This window comes from Brevibacillus gelatini (genome assembly GCF_003710935.1).
GTDB classification, from domain to species: domain Bacteria; phylum Bacillota; class Bacilli; order Brevibacillales; family Brevibacillaceae; genus Brevibacillus; species Brevibacillus gelatini.
On the sequence record NZ_RHHS01000032.1, the window covers coordinates 115,619 to 132,781 of the forward strand.

At 54.8% G+C, this 17,163-nt stretch carries 11 protein-coding genes; 7 read left to right on the forward strand and 4 right to left on the reverse strand.

All coding sequences use genetic code 11. The features are described from left to right. Window positions 1–46 precede the first annotated feature (46 nt). The 3 genes from EDM57_RS14060 to EDM57_RS14070 all read right to left on the reverse strand — a co-directional run bounded on the left by EDM57_RS14060 (window position 47) and on the right by EDM57_RS14070 (window position 6,546). Window positions 47–3,193, reverse strand: coding sequence for a penicillin-binding protein 1A (locus tag EDM57_RS14060; RefSeq protein ID WP_122905360.1), 3,147 nt, complete (start codon window positions 3,191–3,193; stop codon window positions 47–49). Between the two features lie 180 nt (window positions 3,194–3,373). Then, complete coding sequence (gene rpsD, locus EDM57_RS14065; protein WP_122905361.1) at window positions 3,374–3,973, reverse strand: 30S ribosomal protein S4; 600 nt, start codon at window positions 3,971–3,973, stop codon at window positions 3,374–3,376. Window positions 3,974–4,257: 284 nt separating this feature from the next. Next, a complete protein-coding gene (locus EDM57_RS14070; RefSeq protein WP_122905362.1) occupies window positions 4,258–6,546 on the reverse strand; it encodes a YcdB/YcdC domain-containing protein in 2,289 nt (762 codons plus the stop codon). 314 nt (window positions 6,547–6,860) lie between these two features. Here EDM57_RS14070 and EDM57_RS14075 point away from each other — a divergent pair, with 314 nt between their 5' ends. The 7 genes from EDM57_RS14075 (at window position 6,861) to EDM57_RS14105 (ending at window position 15,540) form a co-directional block, all read left to right on the forward strand. Next, window positions 6,861–7,442 (forward strand): histidine phosphatase family protein, encoded by a 582-nt coding sequence (locus tag EDM57_RS14075; RefSeq protein ID WP_122905363.1) that lies wholly within the window; start codon window positions 6,861–6,863, stop codon window positions 7,440–7,442. Window positions 7,443–7,480: 38 nt separating this feature from the next. After that, window positions 7,481–9,715 (forward strand): sensor domain-containing diguanylate cyclase, encoded by a 2,235-nt coding sequence (locus EDM57_RS14080; RefSeq protein ID WP_122905364.1) that lies wholly within the window; start codon window positions 7,481–7,483, stop codon window positions 9,713–9,715. 117 nt (window positions 9,716–9,832) lie between these two features. Continuing rightward, the gene (locus EDM57_RS14085) at window positions 9,833–10,828 is read left to right on the forward strand and encodes an MBL fold metallo-hydrolase (protein WP_122905365.1); all 996 of its coding nucleotides are present in this window, start codon (window positions 9,833–9,835) and stop codon (window positions 10,826–10,828) included. A 125-nt stretch (window positions 10,829–10,953) separates the two neighbouring features. After that, window positions 10,954–11,856 carry a hypothetical protein gene (locus tag EDM57_RS14090; protein WP_122905366.1) on the forward strand — a complete coding sequence of 301 codons (903 nt, stop codon included), beginning with the start codon at window positions 10,954–10,956 and terminating at the stop codon, window positions 11,854–11,856. A 368-nt stretch (window positions 11,857–12,224) separates the two neighbouring features. Then, window positions 12,225–12,827 carry a forespore capture DNA-binding protein RefZ gene (gene refZ, locus EDM57_RS14095; protein ID WP_122905367.1) on the forward strand — a complete coding sequence of 201 codons (603 nt, stop codon included), beginning with the start codon at window positions 12,225–12,227 and terminating at the stop codon, window positions 12,825–12,827. Window positions 12,828–12,894: 67 nt separating this feature from the next. Beyond that, window positions 12,895–15,333: a septation ring formation regulator EzrA gene (locus tag EDM57_RS14100; protein ID WP_122905368.1), complete on the forward strand. Its 2,439-nt coding sequence runs from the start codon at window positions 12,895–12,897 to the stop codon at window positions 15,331–15,333. A 6-nt stretch (window positions 15,334–15,339) separates the two neighbouring features. After that, window positions 15,340–15,540: a hypothetical protein gene (locus EDM57_RS14105; RefSeq protein ID WP_122905369.1), complete on the forward strand. Its 201-nt coding sequence runs from the start codon at window positions 15,340–15,342 to the stop codon at window positions 15,538–15,540. Between the two features lie 247 nt (window positions 15,541–15,787). On the opposite strand, the gene EDM57_RS14110 is transcribed toward EDM57_RS14105, so the two are convergent. Next, window positions 15,788–17,089 (reverse strand): BaiN/RdsA family NAD(P)/FAD-dependent oxidoreductase, encoded by a 1,302-nt coding sequence (locus EDM57_RS14110; protein WP_122905370.1) that lies wholly within the window; start codon window positions 17,087–17,089, stop codon window positions 15,788–15,790. Window positions 17,090–17,163: the final 74 nt, after the last annotated feature.

A 17,163-nucleotide genomic window follows, 5' to 3' on the forward strand; every position in this document is an offset into this window, starting at 1 on the left:
AGAGATGGCGATTGTGACCATCTCTGCTGATTCTTCCTACCTTAGTCTATTCAGTGGTGGTTGCCGTTACGTTGTTGGAATGTGGCGATTCTCCGTAACTGTTGACGGCGGTGACGTAGTAGCTGCCGTTCGGCACAGCTGCCGCGTGTGTATAGCTTGTAGCGGATACCGTGTCGAGCAGCAAATAGCCGCTTGCCGCATCAGGGCTGAAATACACGTTATAGGCCATGACCTGTTCCGCTTGGCTGTTGGCTTTCCAGGACAGCTTCACGCTGTTTCCGCTCATCGTGAGCGACAACGATTTCGGAGCGGACGGAGGCGCGGCCGACGGCGTAGTCGTATTCGAGCCCGTGTTGGCGTTCGAACTGCCGCTTCCGCTATCTCCCGACCCTGGCACGCCAGGATTGGCAGGATCGGTGTTGTCAGGCAGTGTGCTGCCGTCCGGTTGCGTACCCGGATTCGGAATCTCCCACGTCTGGGCAGAGCCGACAGAGGCGATGGCAGAAGGCGATGATTCGTTACCGGCAATATCGACCGCAGTGACATAGTAGCCTGCGCCGCCGCTTCTTGCAGTTGTATCGGTGAAGCTCAGTTCAGCCGGATCTTTTACCGTCGCGATTTTGACAAAGCCGTTTTGCGCGTCGGCGCGGTAGATGCGGTATCCTACCAGGTCAGGCTCTTTTGCCGATTGCCAGGAGAGGACAATTTGCTTGCCTGCGCCGCTTGCGGTTACACCGCTTGGTGCTGCAGGCGTTCCGCCGACCTCTGTGCGCGGGTCTTCCTTGTCAGGAAGACGCTGCTCCCAATCTGGCGGCTTGACGGCAACGCTCTTGTTTTTGGCCTGAATCTGCTCCTTGGACGGAAGCGGATCAGGGGAGCGGTAGAAGATGCCTTCGGTGACGAAATCGTCCGGAGTGCCTTCCTTCGCCAGATAGCGCTCGCCGTTATACGTTATCAGGCGCGCTTTTTGGTGAGAGTCGTCCACCTTCGTCGGAACGAAGCGGCGGTTGAACAGATCGGTAATCAGATGCCCCGCCTGTCTTGACAGCTCGCTTGGCAACAGGCCGGATTTGGAGTCGACTGTCGCCGTGACGATTCCCGCCGGCTTCTGGAACGTAGCGTCAGGAGGAGACAGGTGCGGGTGTTTCTCGATAATCTCCTTCATGACCTTGCCCCAGACGACCATCGGCACGTACTTGTCTGCGTCCGGCATCGGGTACGGTTCGTCAAAGCCGACCCAGACACCCATGGACAGCTCCGGCGTGTAGCCGACGAACCACAAGTCGTTGCTGTTGTTCGTGGTCCCGGTCTTGCCTGCCACATCGACCTTGCGCGGAACGAACTTGCGAATGTGCGTACCTGTTCCGGAGTTGACGACGGTGCGCATCATGTCGGTAATCAGATAGGCGGTTTGTTCGCTGTACACTTGCACTGGCTGGGCTTCGTGACGATAGATCACTTTGCCCTGGCTGTCTTCAATCCGCTCGATGAGGTAGGCGTCCACGAACGAGCCGTGGTTGGCAAAGGTGGCGTAGGCGTTGGTCATTTCTTCTGCCGTCGTCCCGTATGTAAGACCGCCGATTACGCCTGTTGCAGCGTAGTTGTCTGCCTCGACCAGTGTAGTGATGCCCATTTTCTTGACGTATTCCAGCGCGGTAGGAATGCCGACCTTCAAATACGTCTTGATCGCCGGGATATTCCAGGACATCCGCAGTGCTTCCCGCGCACTCATGATCCCTTGCCATTTGTTGTTCCAGTTTTTCGGCAGGTGCGTGCCGTTTTGCCCGTCGGCGAGCAGCACAGGTGCGTCATCGATTGGCGAGGCTGGCTGCAAAAGTCCCAGCTCAAAGGCCGGCGCGTACGCAGCGAGCGGCTTCATGGCCGAACCCGGCTGACGCGGAACCGTCGCGTGGTTCGTCTGCTCCACCTTGAAGTCGCGGCCGCCAATCATCCCCAGGATCGCTCCCGTTTTGTTGTGGATCAGCATGGCGCCGACTTCTTCCAGCGCGTTCTCGATTGTTTCCGTCTTGCCGTTCGAGCGGCGGATCGTGTAGGTGCGGTTTTTCCCGAAGTTGTTCGGATCGGCCGCGACTGCCTGCATGATGCTGTAGACGTTTTTGTCAATCGTGGTGTAGACCTTGTAGCCTTTGCGCAAAATTTCGCGGCGCTTGTCTTCCACCAACTGGCGGTATTCATTGCGCCCGATGGTGGACTTGTCGCGCCCTTTTTCCGCCAGTTCGGCATCGAGAAGCTGGCGGGCGGCCCGATCCTCGATCTCCATCATCAAAAACGGAACTTCGCGGTACGCTTGCTGGGTAGGCTTGGCCAACTTCGATTTCAGATCCGCCTTGAGGGCTTCATCGTATTGTGCCTGGGTAATGTAGCCGTTTTCCAGCATGCGGTCGAGCACCATTTTCTGGCGTTCCTTGCCGCGCTGGTAGCTTTCGTCGCGAAAAGGGGAGTAGGCGCCAGGATTTTGAATCATGCCTGCGAGATAAGAGCCTTCGCTAAGATTTAATTCCTTTACATCCTTGCCAAAAATTCCTTTGGCTGCCGCCTGCACGCCGTAAACGTTCGAGCCGTTGGCGTTTTTTCCGAAGTAGATTTCGTTCATGTAGGCTTCCAAAATCTGATCTTTGGAAAACATGCGCTCGATCCGGATGGCGCTGAAGATTTCCCGCGCTTTGCGGGTGTGGCTCACTTCAGCGGAGAGGATCGTATTTTTTACAAGCTGCTGTGTAATCGTACTACCGCCTGTCACGACAGGTTGGTTGGTGAACTCCTGAATCGCCCCGCGTAGTGTGGATTGAAAGGAAACGCCTGCATGGTGGTAGTAGTTTTTGTCTTCTGTTGCAATAATGGCGTTGATTAAATAAGGAGAAACGTCTGCCTTTTTCACCAGACGACGGTCGCCTTCCTCAGCCCGCAGTTGACCGATGAGAGAGCCGTCGTTGTAGTAGGCGAATCCGGTCAGATAATTGGTAAAAATCTTGTCCTCCAACTCTTCCTTGCTGCGGACGGGCTCGTCTTTGACGAGTGCGGCAACATAACCTGTCACGATTCCTCCGGCGACAGCCGCCCCCATGAGTCCGAGCAAAAACACCATCTGAACGATGAGCCAGATCAATCTGCCACGGCTACGGCGTCGCTTTTTTTTCGACGGTTCAGAGGAAGATGTGTGGTTGTTCGACATAGTCTACGACCCCCTAGCATACCACCTGATTATACCATACGAGGAACCTTGAGGGTAGAAGCGATAGAGGGGACAATCGAGAAGTTGCGTGGCGCGTCGTAATATGTCAAAAGATGTTGAAGCGGGACAAATAAAAAAGAGCAGGCCGACGAGCGGCGCTGCTCTTTTGCTTCCAGACGATTAACGGCTGTAGAACTCAACGATCAGAACTTCGTTGATTTCGGAAGGCATTTCTTCACGGTCTGGCAGACGAGTGTAGGTACCTTCAGCAGTAGCATCGTTGAAAGAGATGTAGTTTGGCAGGAAAGTACGGCTTTCCAGAGAGTCCTTAATCAGTTGCACATTGCGGGACTTCTCACGGATGGAAATCACATCACCCGGTTGTACGCGGTAGGATGGGATGTTCACTTTTTTGCCGTTTACCAGGAAGTGACCATGGTTTACCAGCTGACGAGCAGCAGGGCGAGTTGGAGCGAAGCCCATGCGGTATACCAGGTTGTCCAGGCGGGATTCCAGCAATTTCATGAAGTTTTCACCGACTACGCCAGCCATTTTGCTAGCTTGGTCGAAAGTGCGGCGGAATTGTTTTTCGCTAAGGCCGAACATGTGACGCAGTTTTTGCTTTTCTTGCAGCTGAATTCCGTATTCGGACAGCTTGCGACGGTTGTTGTGACCGTGTTGTCCAGGCGGGAAGTTGCGTTTGATGTCTTTTCCTGTACCGTCGAGGGAGATTCCCAGACGACGAGCCAGTTTGTGACGAGGTCCTGTGTAACGTGACATGTATTCAGTCTCCTTTAAATTGGATTCGTAGGTGTTTACTTCCGAAAGGCTAGTTCCTGCTTTATCTACACGAACTTCGGACGGTAGCGTTTCCGCATCGTGCTCCTCACAGATATTCAGCCGCAGTCTGTAAAGGGAGGGAACTAAGAGGGTACATCCTTCCGTTTTTACCTACAATCAATGCTACCCTGTACACATACAATCAATAATAATAGGCAAGGTGTGAAGAAGTCAAGAGAAAAGAAACACGCCATTTCCGGGGCAGAGATGGCGTGTTTCTTTATTTAATCACGGAGCAAGTCTGATTCCGTATCCACGTTGCCGCGTTTTTCCAGGAAGCGTGTAAACGTAACGGCCGCATCCGCCCGCGACACCGCGCCCTGCGGCTGGAACTTCGTCTTGTCGGTCGGGACGATGCCCAGTGTCGTAGCGATAATGATCGAAGCGCGGTGCTTGGTATTGCCGATGTCGGTGAGTGGCGACTGGAACATGCCTGGGTAGTCTGTGAGCTTTTTGTAGCCGAGCGCGCGCACGATCATGTCGGCCAGCTCTTCGCGGTTGATCGGCTCATCCGGGTTCAGCTTGGAAGCATTTTTGTCCAACAGGCCGCGGTCCACCGCACCTTCGACCGCAGAGAAGAAGCGCGAGTCGTTTGCCACGTCGCTGAAGGTCGCCTTGCGCTCCAGGGAGTACACCGGGTAGTGGCGGCCCTGGTTCAGACTAATCATCAGCATCTCGATCATTTCGCCGCGTGTGATCGGCTTTTGCGGCAAAATCTTGCCATCCTCCAGCGAGAGCGCCTCGTATTCGTACATCAGGGACAGCTCCTTCTCGGCCGGATGGCCCTTGAGGTCGAGCGGTGTTGGCCGGTGCAGGTTGAGCACCTTTCCGGATGAAGCAGAGCGCCACTCTCCTGTCGTCGCATCGAGGAAGTAAGGCTGCTCGAACGGCGTGGACGTTACGCGGTAGACGAGCTTCGCTGTTCTTTTCGGAACGTAGGAAGGCAGTTCCTTAACCTTTTTGTCGTCTTCCTCGCTGAGCGGCTCAAGGGCGTACACCGCTTCTGCCGCAGACTCCTTCCACCATGCCTGGATCGCTTCGTCGTCAGACAGACGATTCGGGACTTTAGTTGGATACGTTTCGCTGCCAAAATCAGTTCGATAGGACAAAAGTTCGCCTGTCTGCGCATCGTAATAGAGGTAAGCCGAGCCGCTGGCAGCCGCGATCCCGTTGATGTACCGTCCCAGGGTGATCCGGTACTGGTTGGCTTGAAACGGCTCTATTTCTTCCTCGGCGCGATCGACCAGATACAACTGGTGGGCCGAGGTCGGCGTCCATTTGCGGACGGTTTCCATAGCGGCTGCCTGCAGTTTTTTCAGATCGAGCGTCTTGGCGGGCTTTTCTTCCTCATCTCGCTTCGATTTCCCCTTGCTGTACGAGTAAACGTCGCCAGTGACGGCGTCAAAGCTTACGTAGATGTAGTTGTCGTTTTCCTTGCCTTTTTCCATGTATTCGAGCTCCCACACGGGTCGGTTGCCCCGGTATTCTCGCTCGCTGTAGTTGGCGGAGCGCAGCTCGTACTTGCCGAGGTCAAACGTTTTTTTCGCCCATTCAATGGCTTCCTCCTGGCTGAGCGCAGCTCCCGAGCGGAGCGGGGAAAGCGGCTTGCTGCTGACGGCGACAGGCTCCTTGCTTTCGCCGCGGGGTGTAAGGGAGCGGTTCAAGGCTTTTCCGCTTTGGGCGTCGAGATAAAAGGTAAATGGATTTTGATAGCCGAGCGTGACGGTATCTTTCTCAGCGCCCGTCCGCTCCCACGGAAGCAGGTACGAAAGCTGCGGGTCTGCCTGCTCCTGGAACAGCTTTTCCGCTTCCTCCAAAGAAATTTGCTTGTCTGGCTTCTCGAACTTCACGTCGTTCCACAACAGGGAAAAATCGCTGACGATGCCTGCGCCGTTGACCGTGATGTCCACGCCGTTGTCCGGGAACAGCACATCGTCCACGACACGGACGAAGCGGAACGTGTAGGAAACGTCGGCGGTAAGCGGCGTTTTCGGCTCGGGCAGCTCGCGCAGGTAAAGGCGGGTTTCTGCGGCTTTGCCAGGGTTGTTCTTTTTCAGAAATTGCTCTGCTGCTGCACGGGCGTCTGCATAGGAAACCCGTTTGGCATAGGGCAGGTTGCTGCGGCTTTGGTCGTAATGGGAATAGGAGGTCAACTCCCCGGTATTGGCGTTGATGCTGACGCTGTAGGACAAGAGTACTTTCTCGTTCTTCGCGTCCTTTTTGTTCCAGCCGAACGACCATTCCGGAAACGAGCGCCAGTTGTCAGCCGAGCGGAACGACACGTTAGACAGCGTGAGTCCGCTGGTTGGCACAAACTTGGCAGCGAGCGTAAGTGCTGCTTCTTTCGACAGCTTCACTTTGCTTGTGGCTGCCAGGGTCGCACCATTCAGCTGGGGACTGGCGACGATTTTGCCGGCTGTAGCTTCCGGTGTGTTTGCGTGCGCTTGGGCAACAGGAAGCAGCAGGCTTGCTGTCAATACGAATGAGCTGGATCGGATTATCCAAGGCTTCATGAAAATTCCCCCTGTGGTGTAATAGCAGTTTGCTTATAACCTCTGACGATGAAAAAAACGAAATCGTTTCATTTCGCCGAAAGAGAACCATTTGCCATAAATCTAGGAATTTTGTACCAAATGTTAACGGATCAAACTAGAATTGTGTACAACCATCTTATATAATAAGTAGTACTATCCATCACAACATGAGAAAGACTGCCTTGACTGTTTGATTTTCGCAAGCGGTCATCTCTATTTTTCGAATATCTCCGCTCTGGGTCAGACCTGCAGGCTGCCAGGGGCGGTTTACACAGAAAAGGAGCTATTGCGTTTTGGAAACCATCATGTATCTCGTTCGCCACGGAGAAACAGAGTGGAATCAGAGTCGACGCATTCAGGGACACAGTGACATCGCTTTGAACGAGCACGGCAGGCGGCAGGCGGAACTGGTAGCCGACCGGTTCCGAAGCGAGACGATTCACGCTGTTTATTCCAGCGATTTAAGTCGTGCGCGTGAGACTGCTGCCAAAATTGCCGCAAATTTCTCCGTTTCCGTAGGCACGCAGCCTAATTTGCGCGAGCGCTGCTACGGGCAGTGGGAGGGGCTGACCTACGAGGAGATTCGTAAGCGCTTTGAAAATCAGGATGAGGCTTCCTGCGGGATTGAGACGTTTGAGGACATGCAGCGGCGTGCGGTGGCTGCTCTGACCGAGCTGGCTGTGAAGCATCAGAATGAGGCAATTGTGGTGGTTTCGCACGGCGGCCTCATCAACAGCTTTTTGCACTATGTAACAGCAGGGGAGCAGGGAACCGGGATTACGCGCATCGACAACACGGGAATTTCCGTGTTCCGCTATGCCGACCGCAGGTGGGAAGTGCTCCAGGTAAATGATACTGACCATTTGGAAGCTTGAGAAAATGCTGAGAGAGGGAGTTTCTCGTGGCAAGTAAAATGTTGGGGAAGTTAGAGACGGTCTTTTCCTACACGGCGCATTTTATCCTGCAATCTTGGCCGGAAAATAGCCCAGGCCTCCTTTTCCTGACAGATTCCGGGGGCCGTGTAATCAACTTCATGGACATGCATGATAGTCAATCTGGAAACTCTCTGTCTGCGGCTGCGCGCGAGTACGTCCAGACCGGGAAAGTCTGCCATTATATTTTGGAATCGCTCGGCACGAAAGAGGTCGTTGTCAAGACCAAAAACGGGTACGTCTACGGAGCCTTTCCACTGAAGGAGCTGGATGGCAGTGTACGGGCCGTCATTGGCATGATCGTCGCGCAGCAAGAGATTGAATTCGACCTGGGTGCGTACATGCGGGGGCTGGAGCCGCTCATTCGCATGGGGTACGATGCGTACATCCAGCACGCGACCAGCCAGATCGTGACAGATTTGACCCTGTATGACACCGCGCGGGATTTGCTGACCAACTTGACTAGACAAATCAGCAGCATCATTTCAAAAGGCTATTGCTCGGCAGTGAAGCTCTCCGAAGAGGGAGTGCTGGTCCCACAGGATTGTGTCACGACGGAAGAAGCGGAGCCAGGCCAGGCTCATATCGCCCAATTGGTCACGCGCATCGGAAATACGCCAATCACGCCGATGGCACTCGACGATCATCGGGTCATCGTGGTCCCGGTAAGTCTGAATTCCGTTCCGCTGTACGCCCTGTTTTTGCACTTGCCGCCCAAGGAGCAGGACTGCTTCTATGATACACGCGACGTCGCCTTCCTGCAGGAGATCGCGGAAAAGGCGAGCTGTGCCCTCTGGCGTGCGATCATGTCCGACGATTTGCGCCGGGAAGCGAACAAAAAGGATCTGCTCTACCAGCTCATGTCAAAAATTCAGGCGTCCATTGACGTCAATGACGTCCTCCACGAGATCGTCACCAGCATCCCCAGCCTGTATCCGTATTTTTCGGTCGAGCTGTTCCTGACTGTGGAGCCGGATGCCACCACGCCCGTCAAGCAGCTGTCGTTCCAGGAAGACGAGCCGTCCACCAGCACGAAAGCGTACCTGGAAGGGCGATTGGTCGCAGAAGAAGTGGGCGAGGGCGATCAGCGGGTGACGGTAATTGCCGCGCCGCTTTTGGGCAAGCAAGGAATTTACGGCGTTTTGCAGGTGACTTCGAATCAGCCGATTTCGTTGAGCCAGCATGAGAAGGATTACATTGCCATTTTGGCCGATACAGCAGGCACTGCATTTGAAAATGCCCAGCTTTACCAGCAATCGCGCAATCTGATACGCGAACTGCGTCTCATCAACGACATGGCCAGACAGCTGAACAAAAGTCTGGATTTAAAGGAAATTCTCGATTTTGTGACGGAAATGATGCAAGCGACATTCGATGCGGAGTTTTGCGCCATTTTGCGAAAACAGCCGGAAGAAGACAAGTTTGATGTGCTCTCGGCGTCAATCCCCGCCTTCAACGGCACCGTCGTCAACGCGATTGAAAAACCGTTTCGGCAGATCATGCAGAGCAAGCAGACGCTGCTTCTTGCCCAGCCTGGCGCGGGTCCGCTTCCGTTTTCCATGTATTCCTGCTGCTCGCTCATGGGGGTTCCGCTTGTTGTGGAGGGCGAAATTAGCGGAGTGCTTCTAGTCGCTGATTCCCGCTATCATTCTTTTAGTTTTGACGACTACAAGCTGCTCGAAATTTTCGGCCAGCACGCAAGCCTCGCCATGACCAATGCCGTTTTGCACAACGAGATGGAGCGCATGGTCATTACGGACAATTTGACCGGGCTGTTCACGAGACGCTATCTGAACGAGCAAGTCAGGGCATCGCTTGCCAAGGACAACTACGGCTCGCTGATTTTGATCGATATTGACTACTTCAAGACGGTAAACGATACATTCGGACACCAGGTCGGAGACGAAGTGCTGATCCAGGTGGCCAACCTCATCCGTCACAGCATCAGAGAGAGCGATATTGCTGCGCGCTGGGGCGGAGAGGAGCTTGCTGTCTACCTGCCGCGCGTAGACAAGGCGACCGCTCACGCTGTCGCCGAGAGAATCAGGCAGTGCGTAGAGAAGGAGACGTCTCCGCGAGTGACGATTTCATGCGGTCTTGCGAAATGGAACAGGGAGATGGACGTCAATCTGAGCGTCGAAGCCTTGTTCCACCAGGCGGATATTGCGTTGTACGAAGCAAAAAATTCTGGCAGAAACCAGGTTGTTCTCGCCTAGAGCCAAACCAATGGCTCTTTTCTCTTTTTGATATGCTTTTTTGCAGTGCGGTTGACTCCTGTATAAGATATATCGGCAAAAACAGGGGAAACTTGAAATAAGAGGGAGGAGTTGACCATGGACACGCGTGAGTTTCGCACCAGGGCGACACAAATTGCACCGGATATTTACTGTCTGGAAATTCCTACCCCGTTCAGTGTCGGAGCGGTCAACGTCTACTTGATAAAGGGCGACAAGCTGACGCTGGTCGATGTGGGGCCGAAGACAGATGAGGCGTGGCAAGCGCTCGTGGAAGGCTTGCAGTCCGCCGGAGTTCGCGTGGAGGAGATCGAGCAGATTGTGCTGACGCACCATCACGTTGACCATTGTGGGCAGCTGGAAAAAGTACGACAGCTCTCCGGCGCCCAGACGCTGGCTCATCCGCAAGCGGCGCCATACGTCGAGCTGGATGCAGACTTCATGGATTTTCACGACCAGTTTTTTCTTGAGCTGTACCAAAAAAGCGGCGTGCCGAGCGACATGCTGGTCATCATTGCCAAGTTTCACAAGCTGATAACGACCTTTTCCGAGCCCAGCCGGATCGACGTATTGCTCAAGCATGAGCAGCGGGTGCCGCATCTGGAGGAATGGCAGGTACTCTACACGCCAGGGCACAGCCAAAGTCACCTGTCCCTGTACAGAGAGCGGGATCGCACCATGATCGGCGGCGATCACATCATCGGACACATTTCCTCCAATGCCTTTATCGAACCGCCGCGAGATCGTTCGGGGGCACGGCCGCTTACGCTCGTTCAATACCGGACGGCGCTGCAAATGTGTGCAGACATGGAAATCGACCGGGTGCTGTCGGGTCACGGCGAGATCGTCACCAACCATCGGGAGCTGATTCTCGCCCGGCTGCAAAAAAACTGGAGCAGGACAGACACACTGCGCCAACTGCTTGCCGATGGCGAAAAAACAGCTTACGAGCTGACCACGCTTTTGTTCCCTGCCCTGTATGAAAAAGAGCTGCCGCTGACGCTTTCCGAGACGATCGGGCATATCGACCTGCTGACGATTTTGCACCAGATCGAGGTAACGGAAAAAGACGGCGTTTTGTACTACCACCTGTAGCCAGACCAATCCCTGTCATTGGCTGTCCAAGCAGAATAAGCCTATTCCTCCCCGGAAACGCTAAAAGGGACAATTATCCTGAAACCACCTGGAAGTGGCCGAAGGGTAGCCAAGGGAGGAAGCGTATGCGCAAGTATTGGACGATATGCCTGTTGACAGTGGCATGTACGGTTGGCGGCTGCACTCAAATGGGCGTCAAGCAAAACCCCAGCTCCACCTTTGAAGAGGTGCGCGACCAGTTTGCGGCCCAGAGCTCGTATGCGTTTTACGGCAGGACCAAGCTTTTGACCGCAAACAGCGCCAATGCCAACATGGTGAACTTTTCCGGACGCAAAGACGGCGAGGCAGAGTATATGAATGTGAAAATTTCCGTCCCGGAGGAAAAGCGGGTGCAGACATTGGCGCTTCTGCGTGAGGGCAGTGAGCTGTACGCCAAACAGGAGCAAGGGGAAAAATGGAAGCCCGTATCGGGAGATGGCGTCGCTCTGCGGCAGGAGATGGACAACTGGAGTCCCAGTTTTTGTTTCCAACAATTGGATGAAATGAAAAAGGACGTCCGCCAACTGCCGGATGAAAACCCCAGGGACGATCTGGAAGCGATCAGCGTCACGCTGGATTCAGCCAAGCTGAAGGCGTGGCTGGCCGCGCAAATGCAGGAGCAGGCTGCCGCAGGCTCGCGGATTCAGTCCGCCGCCGGGCCGTTTCCCGGGCACAAGCCGAAGCTGAAGCTGGCGATGCAACTGTCCGATGGGGACTGGGCAGGGGCGAGCGTGCGCCAGGGAGGCACTTCGATTCAAGCGAAGCAGTCCCAGGACGTAAAGGCATTGGTCGATCAGATGGACGTTGAAGCGGAGTGCACGATTTACTACAACAAAAACACGATGCTCCCGACCAACATGACGATGTCGATCCGCTCCGCTTACGATCTGCATGACCAGCGGGTAAAAGAGCATTCCCAGGTGGAGACCTTTTTGCAAAATTACGGGCGGGCAAAGCCGGTCCCGGCCCCGGACGAGGGCGCCAAATAAGCAGCAAAAGAACAGACGCTCACTTTCCATTGTCAGCGGACAGGGAGCGTCTTTTTTCTGTCAGGGGAATGCGTTCGTGATGCAGGACGGCAGGTGCGGCGGCCAGGACAGGCTGTCGGGGGGTTTTTCGTCTGGCAGAGGTAACTCTTTTCGGACTTTGCGCGTCTTTATTCATGGCAAAGAGGCGCACACCGAGCCGCTTTCTTCCCAGCTTTTTTCTAGGGCGAACTGCATTCCTAGAAGGAATACAGGAAAACTTTGTCGAACTAACAACAAGTCTATCTTTTTGCGTCGAAAAATCATGAATTGATTTTCAGGCAATTGTCGCCTCTGGTTTTGATGAGCGTAAAAGGGGATGGGAATCAGCGATGGATCAGACGAAAATGCGTATTTTGTCCGCAGCCGCAAAGCTGTTTGACACATACGGCTACAAAGGGACGTCCGTTAGACAAATCGCTGCCGAAGCACAAGTAAACGCCGCGCTGATTTCTTATCACTTCCAGGGCAAGCAGGGAGTGCTGGAGACCCTGATCGCCTCTTATTTTGAGACGCTGTTTCGGCTGCTGGAAGAGCAGGAAGCCGAGCAGCAGCATGTCTCTGCCATTCAACGACTTGAACAGGTGATCCAGCTTTATTTGCGCTTTCAACTGGAGCATGCGCCGATCACCCGGCTGGTTCATCGGGAACTGAGTGTCGAGTCGATGCTTGCCCGTGAAGTGATGACGCTGTACATGAGCCGATGGAAGCACGGCCTTTCCCGCGTGATGGAGGGCGGTGTGGCATCGGGCGATTTTTTGCCTGTATCTGTTGATCGCATAGTGCTGGCCGTAAGCAGCCAGTTGATATATCCGTTTTTACAACCGCAAATGGTTCGCCAGGTTTACGATCTGGAGCCGTTTTCCGAGGAGTTCGCCAGGTGGCTGCAAGATTCCATCATGCGCTTTTTGCGCGGGATTTTGCTGCCCGGCTAGGTACGCCCTCGAAGGCTTTCATCAATGGCCTGGCACAGTGAAGTTTTCCAAAGGGGATGTTTGACAAGTGAAACGAAAACTATTCCTGCTCTGTCTGGCAGGCATGTTGCTATACACGAATCCGGCTTACGCCACACCTTTTCCGGACAAAACCGATGAGGTCGTGCAGGACGCCGACAACTACATGAAAAAAGAAGAAAAGGAAAAGTTTGCACAGTCTCTGCAAAGCTTGCCTGGCAGCTACAAGGTCGTCGTGGTGGAAAGCACGGCCCCGGAAGCAGAATCCCCTGACATGTACGCGCAGAAGCTGTTTGACAACTACAATTTGGCTGATGACGCGTTGATGGTCGTGCTCGACTACAATACCGAGCAGCTCGGGATGTACGCAGGGCCAGCCTTGCAGGCCAAGGGCGTGACGACAGAGCTTTTGCACGACAAAATCACGTCGTACTACGATCCTTTTCGCAACCAGAAGCAGTATTTGACCGGCATTCAGACCGTGATCGGGGAAGTGAACCGGGAGCTGAGCAGCATTTCGGACAAGCAGGCTGCAGCGACTGGGAATGATGCGAAAGCGCAGGAGCAGTCGGAAGAAAAAGACATGCTTGGCGGCATTCCGTGGTGGATCTACTTGATCGGAGCTGTGTTTGCGGGGCTGTCAGTCCTATTGATTTACGCCATGATTCGCCGCCGCGCGATTTTCAGGCAGGTCGATGACGTAGAAGACTGGAAGGACGAGCTGGTTGAAAAAATCAACGTCATCGAGGTGGAAAAGCCGCTGCGCCGCTCCAGCGGAATGACAGAGGTGCGCTATCACCACCTGGCTGACAAAAAGGAAAACCTGCTGCGCATTCGCATTCCGGATGTGGAGATGATGATTCTCGATGCGGAAGAAGCGTGCGACCGTTTCCGTTTTTCCCTGGCTTTGGGCATGCTGGATGAGGCGAGAGAGACGCTGACCCAGATCGAGGACGAGCTGAACGATCTGAAGGAAGACACGACAAAGGTGGCGATCGCCAAGCAGGAGAGCAAGGTCGTCATTCCGGAAATCGGCAAGCAGGTGGAGCAGATGGAGCGCCGCCTGTCCGATTTGCGTCTGGAATACGGACTGGCTTTTCACGAGCTGAAAGCGTCGCTGGACGAGGTAGAGACGATGAGAAACCTCGTGAAAACGTCGCGGGCGGCAGGCGACGATATTGCCGCCTACGATACGACGCTCAAGGCCCAGCAGTTGCTGGAGCGGGTCGGACAAGCGATGGAGCAGATCCCGGCGCTGGTGCAGCGCGTGAAAAAGGAAATGCCGGAGGAGTTCAGACAGCTGGAGGACGGAATCAGCCAGGCGACCCGCGACGGCTTTGACTTGAACCAGGATTCGCTGGACAAGGCGATGCTGCAAGCCAAGCAATTGCTATCCTCTGCGAAAGGCGCGCTGGAAGAGGGCAATCTGGAGATGGTCATGACGCATTCCAAGGCGTTTGACGTCTTGATCGAAGCTACCTACCAGAGCATCGAAGAAGGAGTGCTGGCTCAGCACGAGGCAGCGGCCGCTTCGGCGCAAGTCCAGGAGAAGCCGCCGGTGTTTGCAGAAGAGTCGCACGCAGGTGAGGAAGAAGCAGAGCAAGCGAACAGTGTGCTGTCTGAAAAAGAACAGGAAGGCAGCGACGCGGAAGTCGCAGCGATCATCGAGCAGGCTCAGGAAGCGCAGCCACCAGTCGTCGACGAGCAGCGGGAGTCCGTTCGCGAGGAACAGGAACCACAAGCGAACAGGCAGGTGGAGGAAGCGGGCGAGTTTGCTTCCGACACAGCAGCTGCGGCAGTCACGCGCGACCAACTGAGCGAGGCGGAACGGACTGTGCTGCTTAAGGCCGTCAAAGAACCTGCGAATCCGAAGAAACAAAGCATGGCAGATGCGCCTGCCCAGCAGGAAAGCCGCGACCACGCAGAAGTCGAGTACGAGCTGGTCATTCCGAAGAGCCAGATGAAGCCGGAGGAGCCTTATCAGGAGGAAGAGCCGGATTATTTGCTGATCGAGACAGAGGATGATGCCCTCGATGAGTTGGAACGCATTTCCAGCACACTTATCCGTGTGCGCCAGCAGATCAAGCGAAGCTATTTGCCGGGTGTTCCGGATCAGCTCAAGTATATGTTTGAAGAAGTCGTCCAGACGTTGGGGCGGATCAAGACGATCATGGAGCAATACCGTTACGATCTGGAGGAAGTGGCGATTTTGATCCAGGAAGCGCACGAACTGGTCGTAGAAACGGAGCGGATGGCCGAGCAGACGATTTCGGCCTGCCAGCTGGCGGAAGGAGCCATCCAGTACACCAACCGCTATCGCAGGCAAAACCGTTATGTCAATGAACTGCTGACCAAAGCGGAGCAGGCGTTCAGACAACTGTCCTTCACGGAAGCTTACAAGCTGGCGGAAGAGGCGCGTCTCGTCGTGGAAGGCGAGCCGGACAGGGAGGACAACCGCTGGCTTTTGCGCAGAAAGAAAAAGGGGTGAGGATACATGCAATTTCTTCCCTTTTTTCTCTTGGCAGCAGGCGTTCTCGTCATGCTCCAGCCGCGCACCAAAAGATGGAAGGCGCGGATGAACGCCCATTTCCAGGGCAATGAACAGCGGATCAAGCAGCGGGCCAACACGTTCTTTTTGCTCGGTTTGGCCTTTGTGCTGGCTGGATTTGCTTACTTGTTCCGGCTGGTCGGATAAAAAAGTAAACGGCATGCAAAAACACCTGATCGCACGAGTGGGAGGACGCGGTTCTCCTCTCGTGACGGCAGGTGTTTTTTGTTGGACAAAAAAGAAGCACCGCTCACGAAGGCGGTGCTTCTATTAGGGAAGATAAAGGGAGTAAAAACCTGTTAACCGGCACCTTGCAACTGGGGGGAGCAAGGTGCTGATTCCTCTTTTCGAAAAAAAGAGTACCTGCCTCTAAGCTTCCCTCATTCGTCTTTTTTTAAACACGACTCTCGCCCAAAAATTCCAAAGCTTCTTCGGCGCTGTGCGTGCCGGCAGCATGTCCGGAGGAAAAGGCGATGGTAATGTTGTAGCCGCCGGTATGGGCGTGCACGTCCATGACTTCGCCAGCGAAATACAGACCGTCCATCAGCTTTGAACGCATCGTGCGCGGGTCGATTTCCTTGACGCTGACGCCGCCGCCTGTAATAAACGCTTCCTCCAGGGACAGTGTTCCCGTAATCGTCAGCGGAAAGGCCTTGATGATCCCGGCGAGATTAGCCCATTCCTGCTTTTTCATATGGCTGTACGTCGTGTCCTCGGCAATTCGGGCAAGCGACAGGACGAGCGGAATCATCCGCTCCGGCAGATAGCCTTTGAGCACGTTTTTGACGGCCTTTTTCGGCTGGTCCTCCAAAAGCTTCCAGCTTTCTGCGCTAATTTCGTCCTTGCTTTTGCCGGGCATCAGATCGAGGGTGAGCGCCAGCGGGACAGCACCGTATTTGCGCTGGCTGATGGAGACGTAATGCCCCATGCGCAAGGAAGCAGGCCCGGACAGTCCGAAATGGGTGAAAATCATGTCGCCTTCCTGGGTCGTGATCTTTTTCCCGTTTGGTGCGTACAAGGTCATCGTGATCTCGCGCAAGGACAGCCCTTGCAGCGTTTTGTCGCGGATGAAGGAATCGTTTGCGGTGAGCGGCACTTCTGTCGGATACAAATCGGTGATCGTATGCCCTGCCGCCTTGGCCCAGGCGTAGCCGTCTCCTGTGGAGCCTGTTTGCGGCACTGAGCAGCCGCCGACGGCGATAATGACGCAGGGGGCTGTCAGCTTTTCGCCTGACGCAAGCAAAATCCCTGACGTTCTGCCGTTTTCATAGAGCACTTCTCTCACGGGAGCGTTCAGCCGGATGTCGACGTGCTGCTGCTTCAGCCGGTCGATCAGCGCCTGCGCGACGGTTACGGCTTTGTCCGTCACCGGAAACATCCGCCCGCGATCCTCTTCTTTCAGGGCGACCCCCAACTCCTGGAAAAACTCGATGATGTCGCGGTTGCCAAATTGCGCAAGCGCACTATACATAAAACGGCCGTTGCCGGGCATTTGCCTGATAAGCTCGTCCTGCTCCTTGGCGTTGGTCACGTTGCAACGACCGCCGCCGGAAATGATGAGCTTGCGTCCCAGCTTGCCGCCTTTTTCCACCAGGCAGACACGCGCTCCACGGCCTGACGCCGCAATTCCGGCCATCAGTCCGGAAGGCCCGCCGCCGATAATGATAACGTCGTAGTCGTACTGTAATCGGTTCATGTATTCTCGTCCTTTTATGGTGTAGGGTAAGGCACCCTTCATTTTACCACAAGAAGCCATGGCAGCGCGCAGAT

Excerpts from the sequence above, each read along its gene's own strand:
- EDM57_RS14085 (WP_122905365.1), top strand. The coding sequence starts at position 9,833 with ATGGACACGCGTGAGTTTCGCACCAGGGCGACACAAATTGCACCGGAT.
- EDM57_RS14105 (WP_122905369.1), top strand. The coding sequence starts at position 15,340 with ATGCAATTTCTTCCCTTTTTTCTCTTGGCAGCAGGCGTTCTCGTCATG.
- refZ (WP_122905367.1), top strand. The coding sequence starts at position 12,225 with ATGGATCAGACGAAAATGCGTATTTTGTCCGCAGCCGCAAAGCTGTTT.
- EDM57_RS14090 (WP_122905366.1), top strand. The coding sequence starts at position 10,954 with ATGCGCAAGTATTGGACGATATGCCTGTTGACAGTGGCATGTACGGTT.
- rpsD (WP_122905361.1), bottom strand. The coding sequence starts at position 3,973 with ATGTCACGTTACACAGGACCTCGTCACAAACTGGCTCGTCGTCTGGGA.
- EDM57_RS14060 (WP_122905360.1), bottom strand. The coding sequence starts at position 3,193 with ATGTCGAACAACCACACATCTTCCTCTGAACCGTCGAAAAAAAAGCGA.
- EDM57_RS14080 (WP_122905364.1), top strand. The coding sequence starts at position 7,481 with ATGTTGGGGAAGTTAGAGACGGTCTTTTCCTACACGGCGCATTTTATC.
- EDM57_RS14110 (WP_122905370.1), bottom strand. The coding sequence starts at position 17,089 with ATGAACCGATTACAGTACGACTACGACGTTATCATTATCGGCGGCGGG.
- EDM57_RS14070 (WP_122905362.1), bottom strand. The coding sequence starts at position 6,546 with ATGAAGCCTTGGATAATCCGATCCAGCTCATTCGTATTGACAGCAAGC.